Here is a 13,939-nt window from a genome sequence, read left to right as displayed (position 1 = left end):
ATTTCCTCAGAGTTGTGCGAGGCCACCGTCAACGGCGACCTCGCTGGCGGTCATGAAGCTGCTGTCCGACGACGCAAGAAAGGCGGCCACCGCCCCGATCTCAGCCGGATCGGCCATACGCTGGAGCGGATTGAGCGAAGCGAAGACCTTCATGCCTTCCTCGCCTAGCGCTTCCTTCGCGAGTTCGGTCGCAGTCGGCCCAGGGGACAGCACGTTCACCCGGATACCGGTGCCCTTCAGGTCCTCTGCCCAGGTCCGTGCGAGGTTGCGCACGGCCGCCTTGCTCGCGCTGTAGGCGCTGAATGCCGGGGCGCCCGTGGTGCCGGCGCTCGATCCGGTCAGGATGATCGAACCGCCCTGGCCCATCAGAGGCAGCGCCTTCTGGACCGTGAAGATCGAACCCTTCACGTTGGTGTCGAAGATTTCGTCGATGTGCCCGGCGGTAATCTGGCCGAGTGGCAGCTGGCTTCCCGCCCCGGCATTGGCGAAGACGACGTCAAGGGTTCCGCGCTCGGCCTTCACCGCCGCGTAGAGCCGGTCGAGGTCGGCCAGGTCGGAGACCGAGCCATTCACTGCGCGGGCGTTGGGCCCGAGGTCGGCCACGGCGGCGTCGAGTGCTTCCTGCCGGCGGCCGAAGATGAAGACGAAGGCGCCCTCCTCTATGAAGCGCTTTGCCGCGGCGCGGCCGATGCCGGTAGCGCCACCGGTGATCACCGCGGTCTTTCCATTCAGTCTGTTCATGCCCTGCATCCTTCGAAACAAAAGCGACAAACCGATTCTGAGGCCCTTGATTCATAAAGCCAATTGACTGAATATCTATAAATACCATCTACTTTCTAGATAAATATGTTGGACAACGTCACCATCAATCAACTTCGGGCATTCGTCGCCGTGTGTGACCAGGGAAGCTTTTCCGGAGCGGCACGGCAGCTAAGGCGTGCCCAGTCCGCGATCAGTCATGCGATCAGCTCACTCGAGAGCGCCTTTGATGTGGTGCTGTTCGAGCGCAACACTCGCAAAGCGACGCTGACGGCCGCGGGCCGCAGCCTCCTGCCTGACGCGCGCGGGGTAATCTCACGCACCGAGGAAATGAAGATGCGTGCGGTTGCGATTGCCGAAGCCGGAGTCCCGCAGGTCTCGGTTGCCGTGGATACCTATTTCCCACGTGCGCACCTGATCGAATGCCTGCGCACCTTGCAGGCGGACTTTCCGACGGTTGCAATCAATCTGCGCATGACAACCATGCAGGGCGGCGAACGTTTGGTTCTCGAAGGCACGTGCGCATTGGCGGTGACGATCACGGACGTGCCGGAGCTGAGCCCCGGCACCATAGAAAGGCAGCATCTATGCGACTCGCAAATGGTGACCGTCTGTGCACCATCGCATCCGCTGGCCTCGATCGCGGGGCCAATCCCGCGGGAGGAATTTGGCCGGCACATCCAGCTTGTTGTAACGGACAATCAGCCCGATGCGGAAAAGACACAACAGGGGGTCGCCAGTGAACGCCAGTGGTGGGTAAATGACCTCGGCGCGAAGCACGATCTGCTCAGGGGTGGCTTGTGCTGGGGCCACATGCCGCGCCATATGGTCGATGAAGACCTCGCGAAGGGAACACTTGTCGAACTCCAACGGCGCGCATGGCACATGCGTCCTCTCACCTTCATGATCTCGCTGCGGCGCGGGTACTCGATTTCCGAATGCGAGGCACGACTCGTTGAGCGTCTAGGCGATCGCCAGAGCTGCCCGAAGGATGCTACCCAGAGCCCGGTCTTGCACAAAACTAAAAAAGCCAGAAAGCCCGCCAATCCTGAGGAGCAACCAGTACGGCCTGTCGCTCCTCGGCGGACGTCCGCAAAGTAGATGGCCGGAAGTCCGCTTTCTGGAATCTTCGATGGCAGCAATACTCAGAATCGAGCCGGTCGGATCCTTGAGAATCAACCGGCGGAAACGGGTGGCGGATTCGGCCGACTGCATCGGGCGGCGGTCGGCTCCGGATTCAACCCGTCGATTCCGCAGAGCTGTCGTTCAGACGGCTGGTTCGCTCTGGAACCTGCCAGATGGGGACGCTTGAATGTCGAAAGGCGCACCGCACAGCTTGACTGTAACGGGTACGCCTTCTCGAGTTGGTCGATAGCAATCACTCAGAACGCTGAGCCAGTTGTTTTTTTGCTTCGAGCTGTTGCCTTGATAGAAGGTCAGCTTTCTGCCCCAACTGCTTCTTCGATTCCAACTGCTGTCTCGATACCAAGTCGGCTTTTTGCGCCAATTGCTTCTTTGCTTCGAGCTGTTGCTTTGATTGGAGGTCAGCTTTCTGCGCCAATTGCTTCTTTGCTTCCAATTGCAACGCAACGATATTTTGGCTCATAATGGCTCCGATTGTTTAAACGTAGGGATCTTGGAAATAACAAACGCCTTCTGCTCGTGCGTAAGGTTTTCGAGTAGTGCCTGTGGTGTCAAGGCTTTGGGGTCAAACGCACAACCTTCGGTAAGGCTTGGGTTTTCTCCTTTTTGCAAGCGCCGGACCTGTTCATCGAATCCCGCCTGACAAAGGTTGGAAAGCGGACATGAAAGGCATGGTGTGCGGTCCCTCGTTGCCGGTAGGTACTTTTGTTCGCTAATGCAATACTCTTCGAACTCGGGCCCGGCATACAGACTGGATGCAGGATAGCTGAACGTATGTTGTTCTTTCAAAATTTCCTCCAGAGTGGGGCGTCGGCATCCATCTGCGATAGTCAAACCGATGTACCATTCCCGCAGCATAGATTTCCGTCCGGGAAAGTAATTTCGACTTGGATTACCTTTGCAACAATAGACATTTTTAGCAAGTTCGCACTAAGGAATACCCTAGCAAAATTCGTGAATTGTCCGTGCGTTATTGCACAAACGTAAAATTCACTCATTCGGTCGGATTTTGTTACTGCGATGTATAGCGAAAATTTAACGACTGATTGCGGTATGAAGACGGTCATCGCGATATCGCGAGTTCGACTGTCTGTTCAGGGTCGGGTTGAGCCAGTCGCGGTTTGTCGGAGCGGGCACCGACCGGGTTCAGCCAACAAGAGCCGGTCGAGTATGCATGCAAAACGGTACAAAACCGTCGATTGCGTTGCGCCGCAATCGAAGACGCCTGGATGCCCCGGGTGGTAGTAATACGACGACGTTGCAAATCTCACACACAAAAAAAGAATGCGGGGTTGACGGTTTTTTACGTCGATGATGCTTCATCATACGAATTCCGCACCCCACTCAAGTCCTCAAACGCGCCAGATCGGCACAGTGGCGGCATGACGGTGACGGAGCCGCGGAAATCGGCCATCGATGTGTCGCCTATATCGTGGTCGCCGCGGCGGCTGTTGTCGGTCCGATCGAGGTTGCAGCCCTTCGTGCAGGATGCGTGACCGCGTACGCAACGTACCGGGCCGAGCGCATTGCACAGCCGCGACGAACGGCAAGGTTTCTCGGCAAGTCGTCCTTTCGCTCGACGTCCGTTTCATTCGCTATGCCACAGGAGGTATCACGATGAAATTGCATCCTCGCCTCGCCATTACCGCTCTCGCGCTCGCTGCTGCCCTGACCCATGCCGCGCTGGCCGCTGATGCGCTGCCGTCGTACCACGGTGACCCGTCGCAGACGTCGGTGTCCGGCCTGTCGTCGGGCGCCTTCATGGCGGTCCAGTACCAGGTCGCGTACTCCGGTTCCGTAGTCGGGGCTGGCGTGGTCGCCGGCGGTCCGTACTACTGCGCGGCAGGGAGCTTGTTTAACGCCTCGATCTGCATGGGGCAGGTACCGTTCGTTCCGCCGAACTCGACGCTGATGGTAACCGCCGCCGCAGGCTTTGCTTCGCTGAATCAGATCGACCCGCTATCGAACCTTCAGAAGGCGCGGATCTACGTGTTCAGCGGAACGAAAGACACAGTTGTCTACCAGCAGGCAGTCGACTCGACAGTGTCGTTCTTCAAGGAGGCCGGCGTCCCTGCGTCGAACCTGAAGTACGTGAATAACGTGCCGGCTGGTCACGCATTCATTACACCGTCGTTCGGCAACGTGTGTGCTGACAATGCGCCTCCATACATCAGCCACTGCGAGGTCGACAAGCAGAGGTACGACCAGGCCGGCGCGTTGCTGCAGTACATCTACGGTCCATTAAAGCCGCCAGCGAAGAGCCTGACCGGGAGAATCGTGCCGTTCAGTCAGCGCGAATTCGCAGCATCTGCGACCGGCATGGCGGACACGGGATTCGTCTACGTGCCTAAGTCGTGCGATCAGGGAGCGGCGTGCAAGGTTCACGTCGCATTCCATGGATGCAAGCAGTCGGCAGCTGTGGTTGGCGACGATTTCTATGAGAAGACCAACTACAACTACTGGGCCGACACGAACAACATCCTCGTTCTGTATCCGCAGGTGAACGCGTCCACAATCCCGTTCAATCCGCAAGGTTGCTGGGACTGGTTCGGTTATACGGGTCCCGACTACGCGGTGAAATCGGGTTCCCAGCTTACTGCGGTTAACGCCATGGTCGGCCGACTGCTCTCCAAGCCGTAACGCGCGAGCACGTGTGAGCACGAATGTGCTCACACGGTGAGTTCAATGCCATACAGAAGAATCCGGACACGGCGAGATTTGCGATTCTCACGAATCCTTCCGCGCAGCGACGACAGCCCTCTGTACGACCGCATCGGAGCGGATTGACCGTCGCTTGTGGGTCGGGTTGAGCCAGTCGCGGTTTGTCGGAGCGGGCATCGACCGGGTTCGGCCAGTTCCGGTCAGTCGACCGGCGAAAGAGTCGGACATTCGAACGTCCGCTGCACGCAGCTAAGCGACGTTCCGTCCATGATTTTGTTCGTCGGCAGCGTCGCTGGCACGTCTCGACAATTCCGGGTATGCGGTCAGTACCAGAACCTCGAACCTCTTATCCATTGAGTTCCGTTACACCGCTCGCAATATGTAATTCGCGAACGGTCTCGCAGCTACGGAGATTCTTATGGCTTCGGTATCTCTGGTCTTGGACATGTGCACGTCCTCCCGCTCGGGCTGTACTGAGAGGTCAGTCGGCCGGTCGGTTGGTCGTGACACAGGCCCGCAACCTTCAGGATGGCCCGCGGCCATGCCGGGCATGCTGTTTTCGCGGCCCCGCAGGCGGCAGCGGCGGAATAGTCAGAGCCAGCGGCGAACCTCGGCCTTGTAGCGGCGGTAGTCATCGCCGAACTTCGCTTCGAGATAGCGCTCCTCGCGGGCGACCACCTGCGTTTGGATCACGATGAGCACCAACGGGAGCAAGGCGAAGGCGATCGGCCCGTCAAAGCCGATCGCAAGGCCGGCATAGATGAGCGCCATGCCGAGATACATGGGATTGCGCGTCCACCGATAGGGACCGGTTGTTGCGATGTGGGTCGTTGGCTGCGACGGCGGAACGCTGGTGCCCAGCCGCCGGAACAGTCCCGCCGCCGCAAGCATCATCGCCGCGCCGACAATGAACAGCAGCGCGCCCGTCGCGGCCAGCAATCGCCAGTCGATGCCGAAAGAGCGCAGGGTAATGAACCGCTCCGCCGCCAGCCCCAACAGCAGCGCTCCCAAATAGACGAAGGGCGGAGGGAAGCGGACACCCGCGCTATCCGGTTCAACGGCCATGTTCATCCTCCAATCTGCGCTCTCAAACCAGCATCGACCGCTGGGCGGAGATACCCGCCAGCGCGCCTTGTCATATTTCGGAGTCAGGCCGTGCAGAAGCCGGGGACGGCGACCTTCTGGAACAGGTGCGGGCTGGCTACGACGGATGACGGATAGGCCGAAAGCTTCCCAACGAACTCGGGATGGGCGAAGGCGACGCGGACCGTTTCGGTGGATTCCCACACCACATAGTTCAGGTAAGTCGGGCTATCGCCGAGCGCTCGATGCAGTTGCATCGAAATGAAGCCCGGTTGCTTCGTTATGATCTCGGCAGCCGCCTTGAAAGCGTCCAGGAAGCCCGCTTCGTCGGCGGGATCGACCGTGAAGAGGTTGATGAGCACGACAGGCGCGGCCGCGATACCGAGTTGGCGGTCAAACGGAAACTTCTCGTCTAGAGGTTTGAATGGTTTTACGGCGGCCATGGTGGCGCTCCTTTCTATTGTGAAATTGGAAACTGGGGTGATCGATGCTGCTTGCTCTCAAGCCAGCATCGACTGCTGAGCGGAGATGCCGGCCGTTGCGCCCTGCCATGATGCCGTGGTGACCGAGGGCATTCCGGTGTTGGCGAGGTCGCCGGCGGCGTAGATGCCGGGCATACTGGTTTCGCGGCGCTCGTCGACTTTGAGGGCGATGCCGGTTGGCGTATTGACCGTGGCGAGGCCGAGTAATTCATGCAGGCTTGCGGACGGCTTGGTGCGCGGATGCGCGAACAGAATGTCGACCGCGACATCGGGGGCGCTATCGAGTTTTACCGTGGCATTACGACCTCCGTGACGGGCGATTTCGGTGATCCGTCCATCAACGACAGGTATGCTGCGGTGCGCCAGATCGGCCCGGATATCGAGTGCAATGTCGTGACCATCCGCGAAGACCGTCAACGTGTCGGTCCAATCGTGGAACAGCCTGACCTGATTCATCGACTGCGGGCCAGACCAGACAAGGCCCCAATGCTGAGCGGCGACTTCGAAGCCATCGCAATAGGGGCAGGGCACGATGGATGTGCCCCAGCTTTCGGCAAAGCCGGGAACAGCAGGCATCTGGTCGACAACGCCATAGCTCAGGATCAAACGGCGCGCCCTTAGGCTTTCGTGATCGTCAGTGACGACGCAGAAATCGTCGATGGCGCCAGACACGCTCTCGGCCCGGGCATCGACCAGCCGGATCGTCGGATAGCGCACCAGCTGCTGCCGCGCCTCGACCAGGATGTCCAGCGGCGGTTTGTGATCGTGGCCGAGCAAGCCATGCGAGTGCCCGGCAAAGCGGTTGCGCGGCCGGCCGGTATCGAGAACGGTGACTTTGCGGCGGGCACGGCCGAGCTGCAGGGCGGCGGCGAGACCGGCAAAGCTGCCGCCGATGATGATGACGTCATTCATGGTGAGGGGCTCCGTGTTGTGAATGGCGGAAATTGGGTTGGGCCGGCACGGAATATCGCCCGACGATAGGCGCTCGAGACGGTCAGCGAGCAGGGCTTCGGCATTGGCGAGAAAGTTGCCCATGTTGTATTGACCGGCTCGACAACGCCGCTCGATATCGCCGGGCGGCCCGGGGAAACCTGATCTGGACAACCGGTTCAAACCTGCCCTTGATTTGCACATTACGATACTTAATGGTATCCTAATTCACGAATTTGAATACTGTCAAGTACTGGAATTGTCGTGACCGAAAACAGCCACGGCCGGCGCGGCCGGCCCGCCAACGAGGCGCTTCGACAAACGATTGTCGACGCCGCCTGCGAACTCTTTGTGGAATTGGGGTTTCAAGCGACGACCATGGACAAGGTCGCCCAGCGGGCAAAGATATCCAAGCTCAGCATCTATCGGCACTTCGAGAACAAGGAAGCGCTGTTCAGCGCGGCCATGGCGGCCCACTGCCATCAGTTTGCACCACAGGCCCTGTTTGAAGGCGTCGACGGTTCGGCCGAAGATCAGCTCATGGCGGCGGGATCATCCCTGCTTCGCACGCTGTTGAGCTCCGATGTCCGCAGTGTGGAAGCCATGGTTTTGGCCGACAAGACGAATCAAAAGTCGTTAAGCAAGCTCCATTACGAAGCCGGGCCCGCCTATGTCATCGCCCAGATCGAGGCCCTGTTGCGCCAGTTGCACGCGAAGGCGGTTCTGAACGTGCCCGATCCTCTCCGGTCCGCCCGCTTGTTTGCCGCGCTTTTCAAAGGATGCGATCTCCTGCTTATCGCACGCTTCGATGAGGCGAGAGCAGAGGACAGCAACGAAATCGAATCCTACTGCCGGTCGGCCGTCGCCATGTTCATCGCCGCGCACGGTGACATCTAAACGTGCGCTATCGCGGCTTGATGAAGAACCCGCAGAGTTGCACACGCTGTTCGCTCTGAGCAATCTGTGGATGACGCACGAACGACTGATGCGCGAGGCCACTGCATGAGCGCAAAAGCCGCCCGAGCGGGCAGGCAATCGGCGCCTTCCTTATGCCGAACGTCGCGCTACATTCGAGCCAGGTGCCGCGTCGCCTGCACCGCATCGGCTCTATGTTGATGGCTCAGTGCGGCAAAACGAGTTCTGAACAGCATCCCCAAGGATCACTCGAAGTAAGACTGACAACTGTGGTGGTCGAGGCACGATCGGCAAAGGCCGACATCCGCCCGCCCCGGCGCGAATGAATGGCGGTTTGACTTTGAGACCGGCCGTTGCTGTCGCGGGCAACCGACCGGCAGCAACGGGTCGGCAAGCGACATCCACGGGAATCCACGAAGAACCAAGAAAAAGCCGGCACCAGGCCGGCTTCGTCGTAGAAGCGCAAGACACCGCACACGCCCCTTCACCGCATGCACGCCGCGGCCAGCTTCCCGACCGCGATCACCGCCTGCTCGATCTCCGGCGACCACGGGCTGCTGTAGTTCAGCCGGATGAAGTTCCGGTAGCTGTCCGTGATCGAGAACATGTAGCCGGGGCCGATCGTGATCCCCTGCTCCAGCGCGAGCTGATACAGCCGCATCGCGTCGACCTGCGCCGGCAGTTCGACCCACAGCACATACCCGCCGGCCGGGCTCGAAATGCGCGTGCCCTCCGGAAAGAACCGCGACACCATCGCGCGCATCAGGTTCGCCTGCTGCGCATACGCCTTGCGAACCCGCCGCAGGTGATGCTCGTAACCGTCGCGCTCGAGAAACTCGGCGATCGCGAGTTGCGGCAACGACGGCGTCGCGAGCGTGTTCAGGAATTTCAGCTTCTCGACCTGATCGCGATAACGTCCCGGCAACGCCCAGCCGATCCGGTACGCGGCCGTCAGGCTCTTCGAGAACGACGAGCAATGCAGCACGATTCCGCTGCGGTCGTAGGACTTCAGCGAACTCGGATGCGTATCGCCGAAATACAGTTCGTTATACACACCGTTCTCGATGATCGGCATATCGGCCCTCGTTGCAAACTCGACCAGCTCGCGCTTGCGCTCGTCGGGCATCTGAAAGCCCAGCGGGTTCTGGAAGTTCGGCATCACCATGCATGCGGCGATCGGCTGCGACTTCGCGATCGCGGCCAGCGCGGCGATGTCGATCCCGTATTCCGGATGCGTCGCGACCTCGATCGCCTTCATCCCCATCCGCTCGATCGCGTGCAGCATCGCGTAGAACGTCGGCGATTCCACCGCGATCGTGTCGCCCGGCTTCGCCACCGCTTGCAGACACAGGTTGATCGCCTCCGTCGCGCCGACCGTCACGATGATCTCGTTCGGGTCCACCGACATCCCGTTTTCCAGGTAGCGGCGCGCAATCTGCCGGATCAGCCGCGGATGGCCGGGCGGCAGCCCGTCCGTCACGCCCCACAGCGACTTGTCGCGGCCGGCCGCATACGCGTAGCGGTTCAGCTTCTCGAACGGGAACAGGCTCGGGTCCGGATACGGCGAGCCGAGCGGCACCGCATCGTCGGTGCCGATCGAGCGCAGCGTCGACAGCACGAGCCGGCTCACGTCCACCGACGACGAGATCGCGATCGGCTTCGACGGCCGCAGCTCGCGCACCGGCGCATGGCTGTCGTCGCGGCGCAGGTTCACGAAATAGCCCGACTGCGGGCGGCTTTCCAGCAGCCCGCGGCTTTCGAGCAGCAGGTACGCATGCAGCACGGTCGTGATGCTGATCCGGTGCTGCTGGCTCGCCTGCCGCACCGACGGAATCCGGTCGCCGTGCCGGTACACGCCCTGACGGATCAGGCGCTCGATATCGTCCGCGAGTTTTTCATAGAGTTTCATCGCGCGCCTCCCGCCGGCATGCGCCACCGCGCCGCCATGCCTTGCGCGTCCGACACGCGCGTGTTCCGCCCGCCGACCGGGCCGTCGTGATTCCTGATCTTTCCCTCCGGTTTTGCCTTTTCCATCGCACTGGCTCTCTCTTGAAGATGCGCCGGCAGGGTTCCGGTACGACTGGATCTGCGGCACTGTGCACTTGATGATGGAATCTTAAAAGCAGAACAGTCGGCGACGAGTACACACATCGATCGCGCGAACAAGAGTACAGTTCGGCGCGAATCGCGCATGGCGGGAGAACTGTACGTCTTATGAAATTTCCGGGCGGCCTGAAGCCTTGCGCGGCGCCGCCGGCGCCAGCCCGAAGCGACGGCCGCATGGCCTTTCGCCCGACTATCGTAATTGGGGGGCAATACTGGTTTTCATTGGCGGAGTCAGACCATGCAGCACACGATCGAACTGGCATCCGACCGCAGCGGCGTGATCCGCGCGGCCCGGAAAATACAGAACTGGCGCCGGAACGACGCGGCCGGCCGCCTCGGCGTCAGTGAGTCGTTCATGGTCAAGGCCGAACGCGGCGCGGACACCGTCCAGTGGGGCAAGGTGTTCCAGGTCCTGCAGGGGCTCGGTGTGCGGATCGTCGTCTACCTCCGCGATGCGAGCGACGAACTGCTCGAACACGAATCGGCGAGATCGATCGCGTCGTGTTCTCGGAAGTGGCGCGCGCGGTCAACCGGCTCGTCAGCGTAGCCGCGTTCGCGCTCGACGACGACGCGACGCGTGCGGCAGCCGCCGCCCGCCGCGCTCTCGGTCGATCCGGTCCGCCAGCGCGAGATGGAAACGGATCGCCAGCAGCGCCTGAACCGGCTGTCGGATTTGCCGCTGGGCGTGATGGCGCGCCATCGCAAGCACGTGCTGTCGCTCGTGTTCGCCGACGCGATTGCGCGAGGAAGGATGACGATCGACGAACGCCATGCGCGCGTCGGCGCGTGGTCGGTGCATTGCGCGACCGGGCGCGTGATGCGCGACGGCGAGCCGGTCGAACCCGCGACCGAGCCGCCGCCGTCGCCGCTGCGCGCGGTGCCGTGGCTGCCTTACGACGAAGCGCTGCTGCAGCGGATCGTCGACGTCGTAGCGGGCTTGCTCGACTGAGCGCCCGCCGTCAGATCGAACCGAACAGCGCGCGCGGCCGGTCCTTCAGCGTGCCGGACAGAATCCGCAGCCCGTTGACGAGCTCGTCGCGCGTGGCCGGGCACGCGAGGTTGATGCGCACGCCGTGCTCGATTTCCGCGCGGTCGACCGCGAACGTCGACGACGGCATCACGATCACGCCGCGCGCCTTCGCGTTCGCGGCGAAGTCGTCGGCGCGCCACGGCGGCGGCAGTCGCAGCCACACGAACATGCACGCGGGGTCGGACTTCAACTGCCCGGCCGGCAGCAGTTCCCGCGCGAGATCGACGCGCGCGCGGATCTCCGCGAGTTGCGAGGCCATAATCCGCTCGGCGGTGCCGTCCTCGATCCATACCGTCGCGATCAGCATCGACGTGGGCGCGGGCATCCACGCGGTCGTGCGCACCGCTTCCGCGCACAGCGCGACGCTGTCGCGCGGGCAGCTCAGGTAGCCGAGGCGCAGACCGGGCGCAAGAATCTTCGACGTCGCGCCGATATGGAACGTCAGCTCGGGGCACAGCCCCGCGATCGCCGGCAGCCGGTCGCGCACGAGCGGGCCGTACACATCGTCCTCGATGATCGTCACGTGATGGCGCCGCGCGATGTCGACGAGCGCCATCCGGCGCGCGAGGCTCATCGTCGTCACGGTCGGGTTCTGCAGGTTCGGCACGACGAAGATCGCCTTGACCGGCATGCGCTGGCAGATCCGTTCGATCTCGTCGGGCAGCAGGCCGTCGTCGTCGGCCGGCGCGCTGACGATCTCGAACTGGAACACCGGCGCGAGCGCCTTGAGCCCGTAATACGTGAGGCGATCGGCAACGATCACGCCGTCGGTGCCGATCAGGCTGTTCAGCACCGCATACAGCCCGTGCTGCGCGCCGCTCGTGACGACCACCTGGTCGCGCGATGGCGCGAAGCCGGGCGCGGCAAGCCACTGCGCGCCGGCCGCGCGTGCCCAGTCGGGCCCCTGCGGCGGCTGGTATTCCTGCAGCGCGGCGAAACGCGGGTCGTTCGGCAGCGTGGCGAATGTCTGCGCGAGGCTCGCGAGAAACTCGCCGGTCGCCGGGCGGTTCACGGTCAGGTCGATCACGCCGTTGCCCGCCGCGAGCGCCGCACGGGCCGGCGCGATGCTCGGCATCGCGCCGCCGGTGACGAGCGAGCCGCGCCGCTTGCTGCCGATCACGAGGCCGCGCAGTTGCAGTTCCTTGTACGCGCGGGACACGGTCGACACGTTGATGCCGAGCTCGGTCGCGAGCTGGCGCTGCGGCGGCAGGCGGCTGCCCGGCGGATACGTGCCGTTGCGGATTTCCTCCTCGATCGAGCTCGATACCTCGACATAAGTCGGCCGCTTCGCCTGCACCGGCGCATCGCCGTCGCGCTCGCCGGAAAGTTTGTCTGATGCCATTTATCGCCTGTGACCACACAAAAAGCGTTTGTCTGCCATTTTGGCCTGCCCAGCGATTGTATATGACATCCCCTCCCCGTCAAACGCCAGCGGAAAAGTCTGTTGAATCAGCCAGTTGAAATCGGGTAAACACTAGCACCACACAATCTTATTTTGATTGCACACAAAAAATTGCTGTGTGATTCTTTATCTCAACTTTGTGTGAACCATGTGTGCCGGAGGGAATGCGTCATGGCGAACGTCGCCATCGTGGGTGCAGGTTTCATCGGGCTCGGCGCGGCAGCATGGCTGCAGCGCGACGGGCATCGCGTGACGCTGTTCGATCCGGCCGGCGTCGGCCACGGCGCGTCGTTCGGCAACGCCGCGACGTTCGCGCCGTACGGCTGCGTGCCGGTAAACGGCCCGTCCGTGTTCCGCGACATCCCGCACTTCCTGTTCGCCGCCGACAGCCCGCTGCGCATCCGCTGGCCGTACCTGCTGCGCGGCGCGCCGTGGCTCGCGCGGTTCCTGCTCGCATCGACGCCGGCACGTCACGCACGCAGCGCGAGCGCGCTGGCCGCACTGCTGTCGCGCGCCGCCGACGGCTATGCGCCGCTGCTCTCCACCGCGCGGCTCGCGGCGTTCGTGCGCCCGCGCGAATGCCTGTACCTGTATGCGCGGCAGGCGTCGTTCGATGCCGCGCAGCCGTCGCTCGCGCTGCGGCGCCGGCTCGGCGTGCCATTCGAGCTGCTCGACGCGAACGCGATCCGCCGGCTCGAGCCCGCGCTCGCACCGATCTTCTCGCGCGGCGTGCTGTTCGTCGGAAGCTGGTTTTTCTCCGATCCGCACGGGTTTCTCGGCGAGCTGTTCGCCCATCTCGCAACCGGCGGCGCGACGCTCGAACGCGAGCGCGTCGAGCGGATCGAGCCCGTCGGCGACGGCGTGAACGTGCAGGCGGGCGACTCGGTGCGCGCCTTCGATCACGTGGTCATTGCCGCAGGCGCACGCTCGCGTGAACTCGCGGCTGCGTGCGGCGACGCGGTGCCGCTCGATACCGAGCGCGGTTATCACGTGCAGTTCGCCGCGCATGAGCAGATCGTCACGCGGCCGGTCGGCTGGGCAGAGCGCGGTTTCTACATGACACCGCTCGACGAAGGGCTGCGCGCGGCCGGCACCGTCGAGCTCGGCGGCTTCGACGCCCCGATGAACCGCTCGCTCGTCGCACTGCTCACGCGCTCGGCACGCGAGGCGCTGCCGTCGCTCGGCGCGCCGACGCGCAGTTGGCTCGGTTTCCGGCCGACGCTGCCGGACGGTGTGCCCGTGATCGGCTGCGCGCGGCGCAGCGCGCGCGTGATCCACGCATTCGGCCATCAGCATCTCGGCGTGACGCTCGCCGGCATCACCGGGCAGATCGTCGCCGACCTCGTCGCCCAGCGCGCACCGCCGCTGGACCTCTCGCCATACCGGGCCGCGCGATTCTGACGCGCGCCGCGATTTCAACCACTGCAA

Annotated in this window: 14 protein-coding genes and 1 pseudogene; 7 read left to right on the top strand and 8 right to left on the bottom strand. The window is 62.7% G+C overall.

Annotated features, from left to right (window positions below):
* Positions 1-6: 6 nt before the first annotated feature.
* Complete coding sequence (locus tag AC3WLY_RS08290) at positions 7-741, bottom strand: SDR family NAD(P)-dependent oxidoreductase (RefSeq protein ID WP_425131953.1); 735 nt, start codon at positions 739-741, stop codon at positions 7-9.
* 105 nt (positions 742-846) lie between these two features.
* On the opposite strand from AC3WLY_RS08290, the gene AC3WLY_RS08285 reads away from it, so the two are divergent.
* On the top strand, positions 847-1,860 hold the full coding sequence (locus tag AC3WLY_RS08285; RefSeq protein ID WP_492310545.1) for a LysR family transcriptional regulator: 1,014 nt from the start codon (positions 847-849) through the stop codon (positions 1,858-1,860).
* Between the two features lie 277 nt (positions 1,861-2,137).
* Here the strand turns inward: AC3WLY_RS08285 and AC3WLY_RS08280 are convergent, their stop codons facing one another.
* Together AC3WLY_RS08280 and AC3WLY_RS08275 are read right to left on the bottom strand one after the other, a co-directional pair.
* Complete coding sequence (locus AC3WLY_RS08280; protein ID WP_175961811.1) at positions 2,138-2,365, bottom strand: hypothetical protein; 228 nt, start codon at positions 2,363-2,365, stop codon at positions 2,138-2,140.
* The gene (locus AC3WLY_RS08275; RefSeq protein ID WP_175961812.1) at positions 2,362-2,760 is read right to left on the bottom strand and encodes a hypothetical protein; all 399 of its coding nucleotides are present in this window, start codon (positions 2,758-2,760) and stop codon (positions 2,362-2,364) included. Before AC3WLY_RS08275 ends, AC3WLY_RS08280 begins: the two co-directional genes overlap by 4 nt.
* A 759-nt stretch (positions 2,761-3,519) precedes the next feature.
* On the opposite strand from AC3WLY_RS08275, the gene AC3WLY_RS08270 reads away from it, so the two are divergent.
* Complete coding sequence (locus AC3WLY_RS08270) at positions 3,520-4,542, top strand: extracellular catalytic domain type 2 short-chain-length polyhydroxyalkanoate depolymerase (RefSeq protein WP_175961813.1); 1,023 nt, start codon at positions 3,520-3,522, stop codon at positions 4,540-4,542.
* A gap of 612 nt (positions 4,543-5,154) precedes the next feature.
* Here AC3WLY_RS08270 and AC3WLY_RS08265 read toward each other — a convergent pair.
* From AC3WLY_RS08265 to AC3WLY_RS08255, 3 genes are all read right to left on the bottom strand, one after another.
* Entirely contained in the window at positions 5,155-5,628 is a 474-nt protein-coding gene (locus AC3WLY_RS08265) for a methyltransferase family protein (RefSeq protein ID WP_175961814.1), read from the bottom strand.
* 83 nt (positions 5,629-5,711) lie between these two features.
* The gene (locus AC3WLY_RS08260; RefSeq protein ID WP_175961815.1) at positions 5,712-6,089 is read right to left on the bottom strand and encodes an antibiotic biosynthesis monooxygenase family protein; all 378 of its coding nucleotides are present in this window, start codon (positions 6,087-6,089) and stop codon (positions 5,712-5,714) included.
* Between the two features lie 57 nt (positions 6,090-6,146).
* A complete protein-coding gene (locus AC3WLY_RS08255) occupies positions 6,147-7,040 on the bottom strand; it encodes an NAD(P)/FAD-dependent oxidoreductase (protein ID WP_310133705.1) in 894 nt (297 codons plus the stop codon).
* 282 nt (positions 7,041-7,322) lie between these two features.
* Here AC3WLY_RS08255 and AC3WLY_RS08250 point away from each other — a divergent pair, with 282 nt between their 5' ends.
* Both AC3WLY_RS08250 and AC3WLY_RS08245 read left to right on the top strand, forming a co-directional pair.
* Positions 7,323-7,955 carry a TetR/AcrR family transcriptional regulator gene (locus AC3WLY_RS08250; RefSeq protein ID WP_492310546.1) on the top strand — a complete coding sequence of 211 codons (633 nt, stop codon included), beginning with the start codon at positions 7,323-7,325 and terminating at the stop codon, positions 7,953-7,955.
* Positions 7,949-8,064 (top strand): annotated as a pseudogene (locus tag AC3WLY_RS08245) (IS5/IS1182 family transposase); the annotation flags it as partial. The gene AC3WLY_RS08250 and the pseudogene AC3WLY_RS08245, both read left to right, overlap by 7 nt.
* A 393-nt stretch (positions 8,065-8,457) precedes the next feature.
* On the opposite strand, the gene AC3WLY_RS08240 reads toward AC3WLY_RS08245, so the two are convergent.
* Positions 8,458-9,882, bottom strand: a complete 1,425-nt coding sequence (locus AC3WLY_RS08240) for an aminotransferase-like domain-containing protein (RefSeq protein ID WP_492310547.1) — start codon at positions 9,880-9,882, stop codon at positions 8,458-8,460.
* A 435-nt stretch (positions 9,883-10,317) separates the two neighbouring features.
* On the opposite strand from AC3WLY_RS08240, the gene AC3WLY_RS08235 reads away from it, so the two are divergent.
* Positions 10,318-10,626, top strand: coding sequence for a helix-turn-helix domain-containing protein (locus tag AC3WLY_RS08235; protein WP_492310548.1), 309 nt, complete (start codon positions 10,318-10,320; stop codon positions 10,624-10,626).
* Positions 10,627-10,656: 30 nt separating this feature from the next.
* The gene (locus AC3WLY_RS08230) at positions 10,657-11,028 is read left to right on the top strand and encodes a hypothetical protein (RefSeq protein WP_492310549.1); all 372 of its coding nucleotides are present in this window, start codon (positions 10,657-10,659) and stop codon (positions 11,026-11,028) included.
* A gap of 10 nt (positions 11,029-11,038) precedes the next feature.
* Here the strand turns inward: AC3WLY_RS08230 and AC3WLY_RS08225 are convergent, their stop codons facing one another.
* Positions 11,039-12,451 carry an aminotransferase-like domain-containing protein gene (locus AC3WLY_RS08225; protein WP_492310550.1) on the bottom strand — a complete coding sequence of 471 codons (1,413 nt, stop codon included), beginning with the start codon at positions 12,449-12,451 and terminating at the stop codon, positions 11,039-11,041.
* Between the two features lie 231 nt (positions 12,452-12,682).
* Between AC3WLY_RS08225 and AC3WLY_RS08220 the strand changes: the two genes are divergently transcribed.
* A complete protein-coding gene (locus tag AC3WLY_RS08220; RefSeq protein ID WP_492310551.1) occupies positions 12,683-13,912 on the top strand; it encodes an NAD(P)/FAD-dependent oxidoreductase in 1,230 nt (409 codons plus the stop codon).
* The last annotated feature ends 27 nt before the right edge of the window (positions 13,913-13,939 follow it).

Source organism: Burkholderia sp. FW306-1C-G01B (assembly GCF_058781685.1).
This window is presented reverse-complemented; position numbering and strand designations above follow the sequence as displayed.

What these genes read in the sequence shown, in the direction of transcription:
- AC3WLY_RS08225 (WP_492310550.1), bottom strand. Translation starts at nt 12,451, where the DNA reads ATGGCATCAGACAAACTTTCCGGCGAGCGCGACGGCGATGCGCCGGTG.
- AC3WLY_RS08260 (WP_175961815.1), bottom strand. Translation starts at nt 6,089, where the DNA reads ATGGCCGCCGTAAAACCATTCAAACCTCTAGACGAGAAGTTTCCGTTT.
- AC3WLY_RS08275 (WP_175961812.1), bottom strand. Translation starts at nt 2,760, where the DNA reads ATGCTGCGGGAATGGTACATCGGTTTGACTATCGCAGATGGATGCCGA.
- AC3WLY_RS08270 (WP_175961813.1), top strand. Translation starts at nt 3,520, where the DNA reads ATGAAATTGCATCCTCGCCTCGCCATTACCGCTCTCGCGCTCGCTGCT.
- AC3WLY_RS08235 (WP_492310548.1), top strand. Translation starts at nt 10,318, where the DNA reads ATGCAGCACACGATCGAACTGGCATCCGACCGCAGCGGCGTGATCCGC.
- AC3WLY_RS08290 (WP_425131953.1), bottom strand. Translation starts at nt 741, where the DNA reads ATGAACAGACTGAATGGAAAGACCGCGGTGATCACCGGTGGCGCTACC.
- AC3WLY_RS08240 (WP_492310547.1), bottom strand. Translation starts at nt 9,882, where the DNA reads ATGAAACTCTATGAAAAACTCGCGGACGATATCGAGCGCCTGATCCGT.
- AC3WLY_RS08265 (WP_175961814.1), bottom strand. Translation starts at nt 5,628, where the DNA reads ATGGCCGTTGAACCGGATAGCGCGGGTGTCCGCTTCCCTCCGCCCTTC.
- AC3WLY_RS08220 (WP_492310551.1), top strand. Translation starts at nt 12,683, where the DNA reads ATGGCGAACGTCGCCATCGTGGGTGCAGGTTTCATCGGGCTCGGCGCG.
- AC3WLY_RS08280 (WP_175961811.1), bottom strand. Translation starts at nt 2,365, where the DNA reads ATGAGCCAAAATATCGTTGCGTTGCAATTGGAAGCAAAGAAGCAATTG.
- AC3WLY_RS08255 (WP_310133705.1), bottom strand. Translation starts at nt 7,040, where the DNA reads ATGAATGACGTCATCATCATCGGCGGCAGCTTTGCCGGTCTCGCCGCC.
- AC3WLY_RS08285 (WP_492310545.1), top strand. Translation starts at nt 847, where the DNA reads ATGTTGGACAACGTCACCATCAATCAACTTCGGGCATTCGTCGCCGTG.